Source organism: Endozoicomonas elysicola (assembly GCF_000710775.1).
Taxonomy (GTDB): Bacteria; Pseudomonadota; Gammaproteobacteria; order Pseudomonadales; family Endozoicomonadaceae; genus Endozoicomonas; species Endozoicomonas elysicola.
In genome coordinates, this window is the sequence record NZ_JOJP01000001.1 from 2,928,906 (window position 1) to 2,945,587 (window position 16,682).

At 47.8% G+C, this 16,682-nt stretch carries 6 protein-coding genes; 1 reads left to right on the plus strand and 5 read right to left on the minus strand.

Annotation, left to right across the window (positions count from 1 at the left end; translation table 11 throughout):
* Positions 1 to 72: 72 nt before the first annotated feature.
* The 4 genes from recD to GV64_RS12600 form a co-directional block, all read right to left on the minus strand.
* Positions 73 to 2,115, minus strand: coding sequence for an exodeoxyribonuclease V subunit alpha (gene recD, locus GV64_RS12585; RefSeq protein WP_020583264.1), 2,043 nt, complete (start codon positions 2,113 to 2,115; stop codon positions 73 to 75).
* A complete protein-coding gene (gene recB, locus GV64_RS12590; protein WP_020583265.1) occupies positions 2,109 to 5,864 on the minus strand; it encodes an exodeoxyribonuclease V subunit beta in 3,756 nt (1,251 codons plus the stop codon). Before recB ends, recD begins: the two co-directional genes overlap by 7 nt.
* Entirely contained in the window at positions 5,861 to 9,229 is a 3,369-nt protein-coding gene (gene recC, locus GV64_RS12595; protein ID WP_020583266.1) for an exodeoxyribonuclease V subunit gamma, read from the minus strand. Before recC ends, recB begins: the two co-directional genes overlap by 4 nt.
* 79 nt (positions 9,230 to 9,308) lie before the next feature.
* Positions 9,309 to 9,596 (minus strand): hypothetical protein, encoded by a 288-nt coding sequence (locus GV64_RS12600; protein WP_020583267.1) that lies wholly within the window; start codon positions 9,594 to 9,596, stop codon positions 9,309 to 9,311.
* Between the two features lie 134 nt (positions 9,597 to 9,730).
* Between GV64_RS12600 and GV64_RS23815 the strand changes: the two genes are divergently transcribed.
* The gene (locus GV64_RS23815) at positions 9,731 to 15,538 is read left to right on the plus strand and encodes a transporter substrate-binding domain-containing protein (protein ID WP_020583268.1); all 5,808 of its coding nucleotides are present in this window, start codon (positions 9,731 to 9,733) and stop codon (positions 15,536 to 15,538) included.
* A 65-nt stretch (positions 15,539 to 15,603) separates the two neighbouring features.
* On the opposite strand, the gene ygfZ is transcribed toward GV64_RS23815, so the two are convergent.
* Positions 15,604 to 16,665: a CAF17-like 4Fe-4S cluster assembly/insertion protein YgfZ gene (gene ygfZ, locus GV64_RS12610; RefSeq protein WP_020583269.1), complete on the minus strand. Its 1,062-nt coding sequence runs from the start codon at positions 16,663 to 16,665 to the stop codon at positions 15,604 to 15,606.
* Positions 16,666 to 16,682: the final 17 nt, after the last annotated feature.

The following is a 16,682-nucleotide window of genomic DNA, read 5'->3' on the forward strand; positions in this document are numbered from 1 at the left end:
CAAAACGCACCAAGAAAAGCCATTCTTTCTCTTTGTGTACTTTGTGATCTCTGCGGTTATAGATTTTGATTTTTATTGAACGAGCCGTTGATAAAGGCCTGACTGTCTCTTGGTCGGTGATTTTGCTGCCTTAATCAGAATCTCCATCTCAGAGAAGAGCGTAAGCTTGGATTTGGCTCGGGTAATCCCCGTGTATACCAGTTCTCGAGTGATAATGGGGTTGTCTTTATCCGGTAACACCATGGCAACATCGGCAAACTCAGAGCCCTGGCTTTTGTGAATCGTCATGGCAAAGACAGTTTCATGTTCTGGAAGGCGACTGGGAAGAAATTCCCTGACCTGTTTATCAGGTAGCTGAAATGCTACCCTGAGTCGGTCATCAGCCCCTCTGATGGTAATCCCGATATCGCCATTGTACAGACCGAGCCCGTGATCATTCCGGGTGATCAGAACCGGTCGTCCTTCATACCACTGTCCGGTGATATCAATCAGACCTTTCTGTTGCAGGGCGTTTTGTATTTCCTCATTCAAACCTGCAATACCATAAGGACCTTCACGCAGAGCGCATAGCAGCTGAAATTCGTTAAAGGCATTGAGAATGTGTTGAGGTTCTGCCTTCTGTGGAATGAGATCCAGGTAGTGCCGGTATGACTCAGCACATTGTTGAATTAACAGTTGATAGCCAGAATTCTGGGCGATGGAAAAGCGTTCAATATCTTCAAAGCCTGATGTAAATACCGATTGCAGCGATACCTGGTCACCGTTGTTCACTGCTTGTGCCAGACTGCCAATGCCGGAATGGGCATCAAAGCGATAGCTCTTGCGGAGCAGGCACAGGCTATCAGAGACTGAGTGGTCAGCAGTCGCTATGTTTGAGGTATGAGCTTGAGCTGGCTCTATGTCTTGAAGGGTATGGCCTGTGAGTGCTTCCAGCAGGTTGCTTTGTTCATTTGAGTAGCCAAAGCTTGCTGCGGCACAGATATCCCCCAGGACGCTGCCGGCTTCCACCGAAGATAGTTGATCGCGGTCACCTAAAAGAATGAGTCGGGCATGATCCGGCAGTGCATCCAGTAAGTGACTCATGAGTGGAAGGTCGATCATAGACGCTTCGTCCACTACCAGAATGTCCAGGTGCAAACGATTGTTTTTATTATGAACAAATCCTGCCTGTCCGGGTATAACACCCAGTAAACGGTGAAGTGTACCGGCCTGAGCGGGTATCCTGTCCCTTACGGTTTCACTGCAGTTTATTTTTGCCAGGGCACCGCCAATGGATTCGGTTAGGCGGGCAGCTGCCTTGCCCGTGGGGGCAACCAGCTTAATATCTGGAGGCGAATTGCGTTTTAACCCCAGTTCCGCTAGAAGAGCAAGAAGCCGGGTAACGGTGGTTGTTTTTCCAGTGCCCGGACCGCCACTGATCACTGAAAAAGAACGGCTGGCTGCCAATGCTGCCGCAATTTTCTGCCAGTTAAGGCAGACTGACTCTGGAATCAGCAGGTCAAGGGTGTCAGCATCCGCACTCTGGTTAATCGCTTTGAGGATGGTTTTCCAATCAAGTTGATCAGAGGATTCAATATCCAGCCATTTAATGATTTCAGCTTTCTGAGTGGCTTCCGACTTTCCTTTACATTGGTGGATCACATAGCTGTAATCCCTCTGAAAAAGTCTCTGCAGGATACCACGGGCTTCTTCAGTATCCAGCAGCTCGACACTTCGACTTTTCAGGAAGCTGGAAACAATGCGCTCATATTGCCAATAACGGTAGAGGTAAAGGCGTTTATTATCGAGAACTAACGGTGTTGGCTCCGACCCGTCACCCACAATGTCAGTTCTTTTCAGTCGGGCTAACCACTGGTCTCTTGGAATATCAAGGGTGTCTCTGTCTACAAGCCTGAAGCTTTCACTCTCTTCAAAACAACAGTATTCCAAACCAAAGAGTGTAAAGTCTGATGCAAGAGATATGCATACGTTACCCTGTCCCAGTTCAAAGCTGACATTTGCAGCAGCAAGGGCAAGCAGTGGATCCGGGTTCATCGAATGTATTAGTTTGGCGAATTGATAATCCAGAGGTCGAATGATTCCCTGCTGTTCGAGTATTTGCAGCTGATTTAACATGCCATCAGCTCCTCTTCATCATTATCTTTTTCACTATTGGTGTCTTCACCGCTAAAAAGCTGGTCCAGACCATTAACCAACTCCAATGAGGGTTTATGGCTGAATATGCCGTGGTGTTCAGGATCATTCATCTGAACTCCCCGCAGAAACAGGTAAATGACTCCGCCAAAATGCTGGTCATAGTCATAATCAGGGATACGCTGTCTGAGCAGTCTGTGCAGAGCCAGAGAGTAAAGCTGATATTGAAGGTCATAACGGTGCTCTACCATGACTCTCTCCATGGCCTCCCTGGAATAATCACTGGCTTTGTTACCCAGCCAGTTTGATTTGTAATCCAGGACATACCAGCATCCTTGGTACTCAAAAGTGAGGTCGATAAAACCTTTCAGCATGCCTTTCATATTGTGGAACTGAAGGTCTCCTGCTCTGGCGCTCAGTGGGTCGTGTTGAGCAATCAGCCGGTTGAGCCTTTGAGGGTTAAGATGTTCGATAGGCAGGTAGAACTCCATTTCAACCCGGCGTGCGGAGTCCTGCAGATTCATGAGTCGGAGGTTACCTCCGTCAAGTGGTGCATTAAGGCAATTCAGCAACATGCCCTTAATGGCGGGTAGCCATTCTTCGCCATAACCCGCACTGGTATGACTCTCAAGAAGAAAACTGTCGAGATAGGCATCATTATCTGCAGAACGTAATGCGTTCATATCCAGCTCTTCAAACAGGCTGTGCATGAAGGTTCCAGGTTGTGCCCCTTTTGGAAAATTAAACAGGCTTAATGGGCTTATGGGTTCTTCCGCCAGAGGGTTCTCCCGGGTGGCATGCTGCTCATCGATAACTTCAGTATCAAATCCAGGTGCTTCATTACTGGCATCTGCAACTGATTCGGAGCGGTGTGATGAAAGCCGGGAAAGGGCCGAGTAGCTGGTGGTCCACCAGTTTTTTTCAATGTTTCCTGTAAAATTTCGGGCGCTTAGAGACTCTTCTTGTGAGATTACCGGAGAATAGGGGGCTAAATTATTAGCTGGTGGTGAAGAAATCACGACCTGCTGATGCTCGTAACGCTCAGCCAGTCGTTCCAGAAGCGTGTTGAGTTCTGGACTTAAAATTTCTTTTCCCTGGTTTAGGAGATAGCCAATCGCGGTCAGGTGCAGGTCTGTCTTGCCATCTTTACTGGCTCTGCCTGATTTGTAGGGAGCCATCCCGAGGTAGCAGCAGTAAACAGAGCGGGTCAGGGCAACATAGAGCAGGCGAAGGTCTTCAGCCAGACGTTCCTTTTCGGAAAGTATTGAGGCTTCGTCAGAGGGCGTTAATGCCAGCCATGTTTCACTGGTTTCCGGGTCATGGTACAGGGGGGAGTCGGCTTTTCGCAGATGGCATGGAAAAGGGATAAACACCACTTTGTATTCCAGCCCCTTGGATTTATGGATGGTAATGATCTTAACCAGATTTCGTTCACTCTCAAGATGGAGCTGCTGGTCATCGGCATTGTGGTTAGGTCGGGTGATCTGTTCTGAAAACCAGCGAGCCAGAGCCGATTCGCCCTGTTGCTCAAGGCTGGCGGCGGCCAGCAGTTCACCCAAATGCAGCAAGTCAGTCAAGCGGCGCTCTCCATCCTGAAAAGACAGCAGTCGTTCAGCAATCTTTCGGTGGAAGATGAGCTGTCGCAACATGGGAAGAATGCCTTTGTTCTGCCATAGCTCTCCATAGTGGGTAAACTCCTCTACGGCGCTTTCCCAGGCTTGCTCATCACTATTCAGAGCGTCCAGTGACAGGGCATCAAGATGGAAAAGAGTGGTTGCCAGCGCTGCTTTCAACAGTCTCTCACTGGTGGGGTGCAGGCATGCCTGCAGTACTTTTTCCAGATCGGAAGCCTCTCGGGAAGTAAATACCGAATCCTGGTTGCTCAGGTAAATACTGGCGATATTCTGTGCGGCCAATGCATCACGAACTTTTTGGCCATGCCGACCACTGCGTACCAGTACAGCGATATCTCCGGGCTGCAACGGTGTTTGCCGGTCATCATTGTGAACCTGACAATTTCCCTGGTCAGCCGCAGAGAGTAGCCGGTTGATCTCGGTCGCGGTTGCCTGGCTCATGGTTTCCAGATAACTGTCCGTATTGATGGTTGGCCCATCAACAGGTTGTTGTAGCCACAGAGTCATTGACGGTAATGCAGTTCCTTCATGATACAGACGTTTGCCTGAAGCGCCAGGTGATGGGCGAACGGGCTCAAAAGGGATACTGTCGTTGTAGATAAAGGGGGTTGCCGAATGTTGGAATATGGCATTAACGGCTGACACCATGTGGTCACTCGAACGCCAGTTGGTATCCAGTGTGTAATGGCTGTGCACCTGCTGTCTGGCCTGCATGTAAGTGAAGATATCGGCACCACGAAAAGCATAGATGGCCTGTTTGGGGTCGCCAATCATAAAAAGGCCTACCCCGGGATCACCGCCTTCCATGTAGATTTTATTGAAAATACGGTACTGGAGAGGGTCGGTATCCTGAAATTCATCAATCATCGCAATTCGGTACTGACCGCGAATGGCCTGAGCGAGCAGCTCACCATCATCGGCTCTTTCTCCGGCGAATAGCGCTGCTGCCAGATTGGTCAATAGGTCATCAAATGAAAGCTGGTAACGGCTAGCTTTTAATTGAGCCAGCTGGGACTTGATGTGCATAAGTGCATCCCATGTGATATGGCCTTTAAGGGCATCCTCCACAGGCATTGGTAATGACAGAAATTCATCTATTTGTTGAAATACTGGATGAGAAGGGAGCTTTCCTGTTTTCAGAAGACTCTTCTCCAGAATTGCAGAGCCATAGATTTCCCAGCCATCCCTCTCCCGGCCTAGTCTGGGAATCAGGTCATCAGAACTGAGAAAGTGATCCAGCTCTTTGAGGCGGTTGAGAGGCTTGCTGTTTTTTCGCATTCCGCAGGACTCAATCTGATCCGCCAGCTCATTGCAATTTTCCAGCCAGCGCTGTTTTATCGCCATTGCTGGAGTCAGGTAGATCCTGACGAACTCATCCATTGTTTCTGGAATCTGATCACCAGCCAGTTTCAGGTCGGACAAGGGAAGCCAGCTGCGCAAATGGCTGAGCAGGTCATTGGGTGTTTTCCAGAGTGTGCGGACGAGCTTGACCTGTGGCTTTTCCAGAGGGTAAAAGTTACGACGCCAATAGTCTGCAGCACACAGCTGCAGCATTGGCTCAGTATCGGTAATTAACTCACTGGAAAAGAGTGTGCCACTCTCAAAAGCGTGCTGTTTCAGCATTCGCTGGCAAAACCCGTGGATGGTGAAGATTGCGGCTTCATCCATCTGCTGTTCTGCTGCAAGAAGCAGCGCCTGACACTGTTCAGGCTGATCCATATCCTGAATCAATTGCTGAATAAATGGATCACTGGACTTTCCCTCAATAAAGGCATCTCGAGTCTGATGAATTCTGGCACGAATACGATCCCTGAGTTCTCCAGTAGCCGCTTCAGTAAAGGTTACAACCAGAATCTGGTCAACGGTTAATGGGGTTTCATGTTGACTCCTGTCACTGCCATGCCCCAGCAGTATTCGCAGATAAAGGTTGGCTATGGTGTAGGTTTTTCCAGTGCCGGCACTCGCTTCTATCAAACGGACGCCGTGCAGGGGAAGTGCATGGGGATCGAGTGTTTCCGGAAAAAGATTGGTCTGATTCAGCATGTCAGGCTGACCGCCTATCACTGTTGACTGGCTCACGGGTTTTTGCTTGCTCATGGCTGTACCTCCTGAAGACAGGCAAACGCAGGAGCGAGGATCTCCTGAGTCAGGCTGGTCATCTCAGTGAAGACAGGCGTCAACTCAGGGTAGACCCGCTGTATATAGTCATCATTACACTCTCCCCTCAACCGGAAGTCATCACCGGAAAATGCTTTTTCTGCGGCTTTTTCTGCTTTATCAGTATTGTTGTCTGGATCTGCATTTAACCAGCTATAGGCCGTTTCCGGAAACCAGGGAAACGGCAGGTTTTGTCCCAGGTGAAAGTAGTAAATCAAGGTGGCCAGATGCATTTCCGCTTCCTGTCTGGGAATTACCGGTAATAAGCGTTCTTTCTCTGGATCATGAATACGGGTCACTTCCGGGTTTTCGGTCATGCAAAGACAGAGGTGCTCAATCCAGCTTCTGATCAGGTCTTTGCCTTTGAAGGTGGCAGGTCGGTAACGAAGCATGCCTGATGAGCAGAAGCCTTTCAGCCAGCCGGTCAGGTGGACTGGTTTGTCAGTAAGATGCTCACTGGAAGGCTCGCGGCGTGGTATGTGCAGGTTGACTTCCCGATCTTCAAAAATGTTCTCCAGTTGAAGCCTTAACTTTTCAGACATGGGCCTCAGGGCAGTTATCTGCTCTTCCAGCAAAAGCTGCCCAAAAGCAGAGTGGGGAAGCTCGCCAGTTGATTGAAGCCGTTTGATGAGGCGTTCAGGCTCTACTCTGGCGATCAGGCTGTCAAGAAGCTCGGTTTTGAGCTGGTAGTTTTCCAGCGGTCCCATGGTGAACGCTTCAGTCTCTTCAAGGGCCTGATCCTGGGTGGAAAAATAGACCTTTAGACGGCGGTTAAAGAAGTAGCGGCATGGGTTGTTATAGAATCTCAAAAGTTCGGCAAGCTCCACTTCTTTGAAGTTAAAACCCTCTTCAACGGGTAAACGCGTCTGAATAAATTGAGCCGGTTTATCTTCGTTGCGATTGGCAGCTGGTAACCACTCCTTGATGTAACTGTAAAAAGATGGTCTGTCCTGATCCCCACCCCCGGAAAGTGGTAGGAAGTTTTTGTGACTGAAAGGTTGTAGAGGGTGCTCAATAACCAGCTGTTCTGGCTTCAGACTAAAGCCCTGTTCACAGTAATTGAGTAATTCGGTGACCAAAACGGATGGAATTCTTTCGCTGTTGTCCTGTATCCGTCGTCCGACAAAACTGATGTAAAGGCTATCCTGGGCAGATAGCAGTGCTTCCAGGAAAAGATAGCGGTCGTCTACCCTGCGGGAACGATCACCACGTCTGCTGTGCCGGGCTATCAGGTCAAACCCCACCGGAGCAATACTGCGGGGGTAGGCGCCGTCATTCATTCCCAGCAGGCAGACAACTTTGAAAGGAATGGAGCGCATGGGCATTAGTGTGCAAAAGTTAACCTGCCCGGCAAGAAAGCGCTGACTGCTTCGCTCTTGTGTCAGACGCTCTGTCAGATAGCTGATAAATACACTTCTTGATAATGGTTGGTTATATCCAGCTTCCTGCAGTTGCTCATAAAGATGCGAAAGCGTCTCCCTGACCATCCTTAGCGCGGACTCGTCTTCTTCAGATCGTGGCAGGAAAAAATGTTCAAGCAGCTGATGAGTAAACTGAATCCACGCCTCAATGGTTCTATTTTCATCCAATTCACTAAGCAACTGTTCAGCGCTATCAATAAAGCTGGCCAGATAGCCTGCAAGAACCGCATTCATTCCCTGAACAGAATCCAAAGGTAAAATATTACTGTAGACTCCAGTGTTTTCTGGCATTGCGTAGCCGAGTAGCATCCTTTTGATGCCAAACAGCCATGAGTTTGCCTGCAATTCTGGCAGATCAAACCGGCTCTGATGAGCCGGTGTTATACCCCAGCGTATACCAGATTCATGGGTCCACTGCCTGAGAATGTCCAGATCGCTGGTGGTGAGTTTGAAGCGGGATTGAATGGCGGGTACTTCCAGCAATTCCATGAGTTCCGGTGCGGTGCAGCGGCTCTTGTCCAGTTCCAGAAGTTTCAGGAATGCTGACAGAATAGGGTGTTCGCTTTTTGCACTGATATCAGATATGGCGTATGGGATACGACGATGATCGTCGATGCTGCCAAATACGGCTTGAATCCAGGGCGTATAGCTATCGATATCCGGTAGCATAATAACAATATCTTTAGGCGTCAGCTCAGGGTTTTTCTCAAACATTTGGAGTAAATTGTCATACAATACCTCGACTTCTCTCAGTGGGCTGTGACAGCTGTGGAATTGCAGAGAGTGGTCACTCTCCCGCTGAGTTTGCCCGCCCTGCGCGGTTCTGTCGTGAAGTTCGAAAATATCTTTTTGCAGGTTGCCCAGAATGGTGTCCTTGTGATCACTGACAAATACATCGATATCAAAAGCATTCAGGTCGTGTAGCTGGTGAAAGTAGTCCCGTCCAAGTTTGCCCATTGAGCCCAGAAGGGGGTTGCCAATCGAGTCCAGGTTGCCAAAAGCGCCAAGAGAGTCTATCGAATGACCTTCCTTACTGAACCAGCTTTTACCAGCTGCCGTGTCATCAGAACGGCTCTTTTTTTGCCGATCGAGCAACTTGCGGGTTGCCAGCTTTCGCAGATACTTCGGATCGCGCTCATCTCCCCAATAATGCTGGCAGGGGTTGGCAACCATGAAGTGAACATCGCAGTTATACGATATTGCCTCAAGTGATTCGACAAAGTGGGGTGGCAGGGCAGAAATACCAAATACAAACAGCCGCTTGGGCAGCTGTGTGTGATCGTTGTTGTTGATCATTGACTGTAAAAATCGGTGATGCATATTGGCACGGTGCCAGGGCGATTGATCAAGTTGAGCTGTTCTTGCTACCAATGCCCGCCATAATTTTGGCTGCCAGGGTTGGTCTGATGTGATTAATGGGGTGTCATTTTCCTGTTCCCAGTCAAGAATCCAGTCGGGGCGGTAAACCAGATATTGGTCGAAAATATCGGCAATTTTTCCGGATAGCTGGAATTTGCGAATGTCGTCCTGATCATTGGTCAGATATTGTAATAATGCTGAAAAGTCCGGGTCTTGTTTCAGAGAGTCCAGAAGGTCCATCAGTTTCCAGGTCATGGACTCTTTATTAAAGGCAGAACGGCGTGGTACGTCTGGCAATACACGGGTATACATCTGCCAGAGAAAGCTGGCTGGTAGAGGAAAATTGATGCCTGCTGCAATACCAAGCCCTTTCGCCAGCTCCAGCCTGAGCCATTGTGCCATGCCCGGGCTTTGCACCAGAATCTGCTCATCCTCCAATGGGTTACCCGGCGGGTTTTGGCGTAACAGCTCGACCAGAAGGTCTTTAAGAACATCCAGATGGTTTGAATGGTATATGGTCAGCACAGGGAAGTATCGTCAGTAACCTACAGATAAGGCTACTGTCGGTGGTATCCATCAGGCTGTCAACCGAGTTGCTATAGTGTCAGGCTTGGCCTCGACGGATGATGTTATTCAGCAGCCCTACTCTATTTTTAGAAGTACCCTTGGAACTTTCTTGCGGAGTGCCACTGTATGCAGCGGCAATCTCTTGTTCAGCTTTTTGTAAAAGCGCAAGATCAGGGTTGGTCTTTTGCAGGAAACGCTGACCGCATCCTTCACTGAGATGTAATTTTTTTTTCAGGGTTTTCATTAAATCCATCAATGATTTAGCTTGAGCAATGGCTTTTTTGCTGGCATCAAGCTGTTGAATGGATAATTTTTCGGTTTCCATGGCGTTTACCTGATAGTTGTTCTCCTGATTAATTCTAGCAAATAACCGAATTTACCCTCTCTTTAATAGGTGATTGTCATATTTCAGGGTAAGATAGGCTCGCTTCCCGGTTCCCTGAGTTACTTCGAATTACTATGCCCTTCGCACTGAGCCGCTACTTTCGACCAACACTTCAATCTCTTTTATGCTTCCTGCTCTTTCTGCTAATGATTTCAATCAGTGCAGATCTTTTGGCAGAAACGGTTAAAAAGCCCGTAAGGATTGCATATTTTACCGATGATGCACCCTGGATGTTTGTCAATGACCAAGGGAAGCCAGATGGTTTGGTTTATGAGTTGTGGCAGCTGTGGGCGGAAAAAAACAATACTCCTGTAAAATTTTTACCATCGTCAGCTGACCAAATTAAAAATCAGCTAGACCGCTCACAAGTCGACTTACTTGCTTATATTCCTGGTACATTGAATCAGGACGGAGTCCTCAGGGACTTTGAACGCGTATTGATCTATGAGTTTGTTCCTGTACTTCTAGTGGAAAAGAGTCATCAGATTGATAGTTTTCAGGAAGCGCTTGCGAAACTCAGAATAGGGTATGTTAAAGGACATAACTGCCAACCCCACCTGAAGACATTTAATGCAGAGGCTGTCGTTGTTCCTTTTGCCTCATATTCTGCAATGGTCGGTGCTGCAACCAATCGGGAAGTGGATGCAGTATTGGGTGGGCATGCCAGTTTACTCTACTACCTGACCAGTTCCGGAGTTGAAGATGAGTATCAGGTCGTTCAGGCACCACTGCATCCGGTTAAAATAAAAGCGGCGGTGGCGTCTGGGGCAGCCGGCCTGGTGAGTGTTGTGGAAAAAGGGATGGCTAAAATCTCGGAACAGGAAAAGTCTGAACTTATCGAAGACTGGTTCCAGTTTACCCCCTGTAATCAGGAAAGCCTTGTCGTTGCTCTGGATGCTGGTCTTGCGCCATTGTCTTTTATCAATGCCCTTGGTAAGCCTTCGGGCCTCTTTGTAGATATCTGGAATTTATGGTCAGAAAAGACAGGCACTCCTGTTAAATTCAGGGTGGGGCCTATTGGGGAAAGTCTGACTGCTTTGAGAGATGGAAAAGTAGATGTTATTGCGGCAGTTTCTCCAACAATGGAGCGAAGCCAGTGGATGGCGCTGTCTAATCCTTATTATGGCTTGAATACACGCATTTACTTTCGCCCCACCAGTAAACTTGATGACCCAGGTGCTGAACTGAATGGGAAAAAGCTTGGGGTGATTATCTCTTCCAGTCAGGAAGAATTTGTTCGGCGCTGGTTGCCTGATGCATACCCTGTTGGACATAACAGCGTATCCGAGTTGATTGGCAGTCTATTTGCTGGAGAAATAGATGCTTTTCTCGGTGAGCCCGTAATTGTTCAGTCTGCGTTAAATCGTCATGGCCTGGTGGGGGAGGTGAGTTCCAGTGAGTACTTCAACTTGAATGAGGCTGTCGGCGCTGGTTTTTTACTGAATGACTCTGCAGATTTACTGTCTGAATTAAATAACGGGTTTCGGGCGATCACTCCGGATGAGTACCGACAAATTGAAAATCGGTGGATTGTCAGTACTCGAGATCGTTACTTCCATCGTAGTGGGTCAGTCATTGAGTTGAGTGACTCCGAGCGTCGCTGGTTAGGTGAGAACCCGGTGATCAGTGTGCTGGTCGACAATAACAAACCTCCCTTTTCCTACATCAATAGTAGAGGGCAGTGGCAGGGAATAGCGATAGATTATCTCAAGCTATTAGAAGACCGACTTGGGGTTACCTTTCAACTTCATCAGGATCGTGTTTGGACGGATGCATTGAGTCAGGCTTATCGGCACGACGTTGATGCTGTCGCGATGTTGCAGAAAACGGAAGAGCGTAGCCGGTATCTGAATTTTACCAAACCATTGGTCAGTGTGCCGGCAGTGGTGCTTGCCCGTGTTTCTGATAAAAGTATCCGGTCTCCATCACACTTGAAGGGGAAAAGGGTCGGGTTTACTCCGGGCTATGTCACTTATGAAATTTTCCGTCAGAAATATCCGGGAATACATTTTGTCAATATTCCGGATATTGCGACTGGTTTGAACCAGGTAGCCAGTGGTGTGCTGGATGCTATGATCGTTAACCTTGCCTCAGCAAGTTACGAAATAGAGCGCATGAAAATTACCAACCTGCAGGTCGTTGCTGAAGCAGGTTTTAACTATGAGTTCAGCATGGCATCGAGAAATAACTCACCTGAGCTGGCCTCTATTTTTGAAAAAGCGGTTGATACTATTACGCCGGAAGATCGTGAGGTTCTTGAAAGTAGCTGGCTTTCAATTAAGGGAGGGATGTGGCGACCCAATAAAGAACTGTTCATTGGTCTTGTGCTGATTCTGGTGACATTGATTCTGATTGTTTATTGGAATCGTCGCTTGACCATAGAGATTGCCGATCGTGAAAAGGCGGAGGAGGGGCTTCGGGTTCGCTCGGAGCTTGATCGCCTTCTGAGTGATATTTCCAGACACTTTATGGATCAACCGGTTCATGACGCCAACGAGTATTTTTTGAGCCAGCTGGGAAATTATCTCAATGCTGAGGCTGTCTGTATTTTTACCTGGGAACCGAGGGCTTGTATTGAACATTACTGGACGCGTAGGTCTAATCCTGACCCTGTCGCATTCGAACCCCTGTTTGATCATGACTTTACCCGTGTTTATGGGGAGGTAAAAAAGGATCAGGTTAATATTCTGGTCCGCGACGAAATATTACAAAAGGGTGATCTTGAAGGGGCGGCCATTCTTGATGGGCTGGGTGTTTCTATCGCAGTGTATGCCCCCATGATGTTATTTGGTCGGGTAGTAGGCGGTATTGGTCTGATCAATATTCCCGAAAAGTACCATGTCTACATCAATGAAATGGACCTGTTGCACCGAATGGGAGAACTGGTTGCAGTTGCTCGTGACCGGCAAAATGCTGAAGATGCCTTAAGAGTGAGTGAAGAGCGTTATCAATTGGCGATGGATGCGGCTTCTGATGGTCTTTGGGACTGGGATGTCCAGCGGGACTGGATGTATTTGAGTCCCCGTTATCAGACCATGCTGGGCTATCAACCAGGAGAACTTCTGCATACTATCCGTGCCTGGAGACGGTTATTTCATCCAGAGGATAAAATATCAACCATTCGGTTTTTTGAGCACCAACTGGCGACTTCTGATAACTCTTTCCAGTTCGTTTATCGTATCCGTAGAAAAGACGGTAGCTATGCCACGGTCCGCAGCAAAGGGAAAGTGGTGTTCAGAGATGAGCAGGGGAAGCCAATGCGGGTGATTGGTACGATGGTCGATATCACCCATCAGATAGAAAGAGAGCGTGAACTCTCTATGGCCCGTTTCTCACTTGATAACGCGGGTGATCATATCCATTGGTTCCGAAGGGATGGCTATCATAAGTACGTCAATGAGTCTGCCTGTAAAGCGCTGGGGTTCTCACAGGAAGAGTTAATGAAGATGTCCATTATGGACATTAACCCGGCCGTAACCCGAAATTCCTGGAAGAAACTCTGGGAACAGTTGGTTCTCAGAAAAGGGATGACCTATGAAACGCTCAGAAAGACCTCCGATGGTACTGTTTTTCCAGTCGAAGTGACTGCGAATTACATGGAGTATGAAGGAGAAGGGTATCTATTTGCTTCTGGTCGGAACATCACTGACCGTAAACAGGCTGAAGAAGCCTTGCATAAGGCTAAAGAGGTCGCGGATCAGGCAAATCAGGCTAAAAGCAATTTCTTGGCAAATATGAGTCATGAGATTCGAACCCCGATGAATGCGATCATTGGCTTGAGTCATCTGGTTCAGGAGACGAAACTTTCTCACCAGCAGAGAGATTACATTAGTAAAATTCAGATCTCTGCACATGATCTTCTAGGCATTATTAACGATATTCTTGACTTCTCAAGAATTGAGGCTGGCAAACTCAATATGGAAAATATCGAGTTTGACCTTGGTGGTGTTTTTGAAAATGTCTATAACCTCAGCAGTATCAAGGCTAAGGAAAAAGGGCTCACCCTGACTTATGACATTCACTCTGATGTTCCGCAACAGTTGAAAGGAGATCCTCTCAGGCTTGGGCAGATACTCATTAACCTTACCCACAATGCTCTTAAATTTACCAGTGAAGGTGAAGTCAATGTCTCTGTCCAGGTGCTCTCCAGCCGGCAGGACGTTGTCAGGCTTGAGTTCTCTGTAACCGATACTGGCATAGGCATCAGTAAACAGCAGCAAAGCAAGCTTTTTCAGTCATTTTCTCAGGTCGATGGTTCAACAACCCGAAAGTTTGGTGGTACAGGATTGGGGCTGGCAATCTGTAAGAATCTTGTGCAGATGATGAACGGAGACATGTCCGTAGATTCTGAACCCGGTAAGGGAAGTACTTTTCGCTTCGTGGCTGAGCTGGGTATAGCTCATCAGGCTCAGATCTCGGTGCAGTCGCTTCAAGGTGTCCGTGTGCTTGTTGTGGATGATAACCCTGAAGCCAGGGCTCTTTTGATCAGTCACTTGAAAATGTCTGGGTGTGAAACCTGGGAAATGGGGCACGGAGATGAAGCTCTGACCTTGCTTAAACAAAAGAATTCCAGTGAACAGGAGGCTATCTCGCTCGTTCTTCTCGACTGGAGGATGCCTGATATTGATGGTATTGAATTGGCTAAGAGTATTCATAAGCTCAATCTTGCTGTAGAGCCCAAACTGATCATGGTTTCTGCCTATGGAAGGGAAGAGGTGATGGCAAGAGCTTCCGGTGAAGTAGATGCCTTTCTTATCAAGCCGGTTAACCGTTCCGTGTTGATAGAAACCATTCTGCGGATGCTGAAGTGTCGTAATACTCAGAAAACTGATGTTATCGAAGAGGCTCGATTCTGCGAGATTATGCCCAAAGGGCGGATACTGTTGGCTGAAGACAATGAAATTAACCGTCAGGTTGCCCGTGAGCTGCTGGAAGGTATGGGGCTTGATGTAGTAATGGTCACTAATGGGGCCGAAGCCGTTGAGCGGATAAAAAAGGAAGATTTTGATCTGGTGTTTATGGATATTCAGATGCCTGAGATGGATGGTTATCAGGCAACCCGCATGATCAGGAGGAAGCTTGCCAAAGATAAACTGGTTATCATCGCCATGACAGCCCATGCAATGACAGGGGATCGCGAGCGTTGTCTGCAGGCTGGAATGAATGATCATATTTCCAAACCGTTAAGCCCTGATGCACTTAAGCAGATGGTTCGTCACTGGTTGCAGGTGGGAGAAACCGACGTACTTCATTCAGTGGCTCTAGCACAGAATATGGAGCGCGGTTCCTGCTTGGGATTACCGGGAATTGATGTGGACGAAGGCTTGAGTAGGCTTCAGGGGAATCAGCCACTCTATGAGAAACTTCTGGCTGACTTCTACAAAGGTCAGAAGGAAGACCTGATTCAATTACAGGCACTTCTGGAAACCGGTGATTGGCATGAAGCTTGTCAGTTGATCCATGCATTAAAAGGCGTTGCCGGTAATTTGGGAGCAAAAAGGTTGCATGAACTGGCTTCGCAGCTTGAGACTAGTTTACGAAGACAGTATGAGATGCCGGGCAGTGCTTTGATGGACGCTTTTGTGCTGGCTTTTGAACAGGTGATGGAAGGGCTCGAACAGTTGCCACCGGTGAAAGAAGATCTGGAACCTGCAGGAGAGGGGGCTATTGAAGTGGGTGAACTGAATGACCTTCTCTATGAGATGGAACAAAAGTTGAGTGAAGGGGATGTAGATGTTGTGTCTCTACTGCCTACGCTTATTCAGGGGCTAAAAGATCAGATTGATCAGAAACAGCTAAAGTGCTTTCAGGATGCTGTTATCAGTTATGACTTTGATGAGGCTAATGGAATACTGGGAATTATCAAGCAGAGCCTTAGTTGAAAACTATGTTTCTAATGCGGAGCCAGTGACTGGCTCCCTGGGTGGCCTGGTTGGGTTGATGCTTCCTACTTTTGAAGTTCAGCCTTGGGATCTATTGCATAAGGCAGATCATGAACCTTCAACTGATGACTTTTTTCCGGTGTAAGATATACATCGTTGGCTTCAGCAGCATCAATCCGGATAACCGCCAGTAATTCAATCTTATTGGATTCGATATTACTGGCGCTCTGTATGATTTCCCCGACAGGTTTACCATCACCGTTGTATAGGCGAGTATTGATATTGGGTGGTTCTACAGGGTTTTTGAGAGGGCTTTCAAGGCTCAGCCAATAGCACCGGCTTTTCTGTTGTCCCAGGTTTTGCATTCGGGTAACAATTTCCTGCCCGGTATAGCATCCCTTTCTGAAACTGACACCTCCCAGTGAGGGCTGGTTTAGATGTTGGGGTATGTATTTGTCGATGGTTTCCTCGCGAAGCTCTGGAATTACCGACTCAATACTCAGTAATTGCCAAAAATCTTCAGTTGCAGGTGTCAGTTCTTTTGTAAGTTCAGTCCACCACTGTGGAAGGTCGTTCTGGTGAAGCCATAGTTCATATCGAGCTCGAATACCGGGGACTTTTATAAGGTAGCCACTGCCGGGGACTTCGATCACTTCATTCTGTTTTGGCAGTGGTGAGTCAGGAAAAATCTTGGCTAAGATCGTATCAATATTCTCACCAGACAGGCCAAGAACGACGTAATCTGGTTGGGGGGTAAGATCAACCTTAAAGAAAACAGCGTATTTTTTCAGCGTTTCTATCGTGGTTTCAGTTAGCCCTGAATTCATAGCCAGCAGATAGCGCTTGCCATTATTCATAATCCTGAAATTTGTGTACATGCGTCCTTTAGGGGAGCACGCAACCCCGGTGCTGTGATTAAGAGCGCCAAGCTGCATCATATGGGTGGAAATCTGTCCCTGTAAGAACTTTTGACGATCCGTTCCATCGACACTGATCAGGCTGAGGCTGGATATTACAGAGACTGTGTTGGTGCTGAGCTTTGGTGGTGTTTTGGAAAAGCCTTTCAACTGCTCTTCTTCATAAACAGCGCCCTGAGTTATTAAGTAGGTCTTCCTGTCAGTGGCCATCTGATTACCTTGTTATC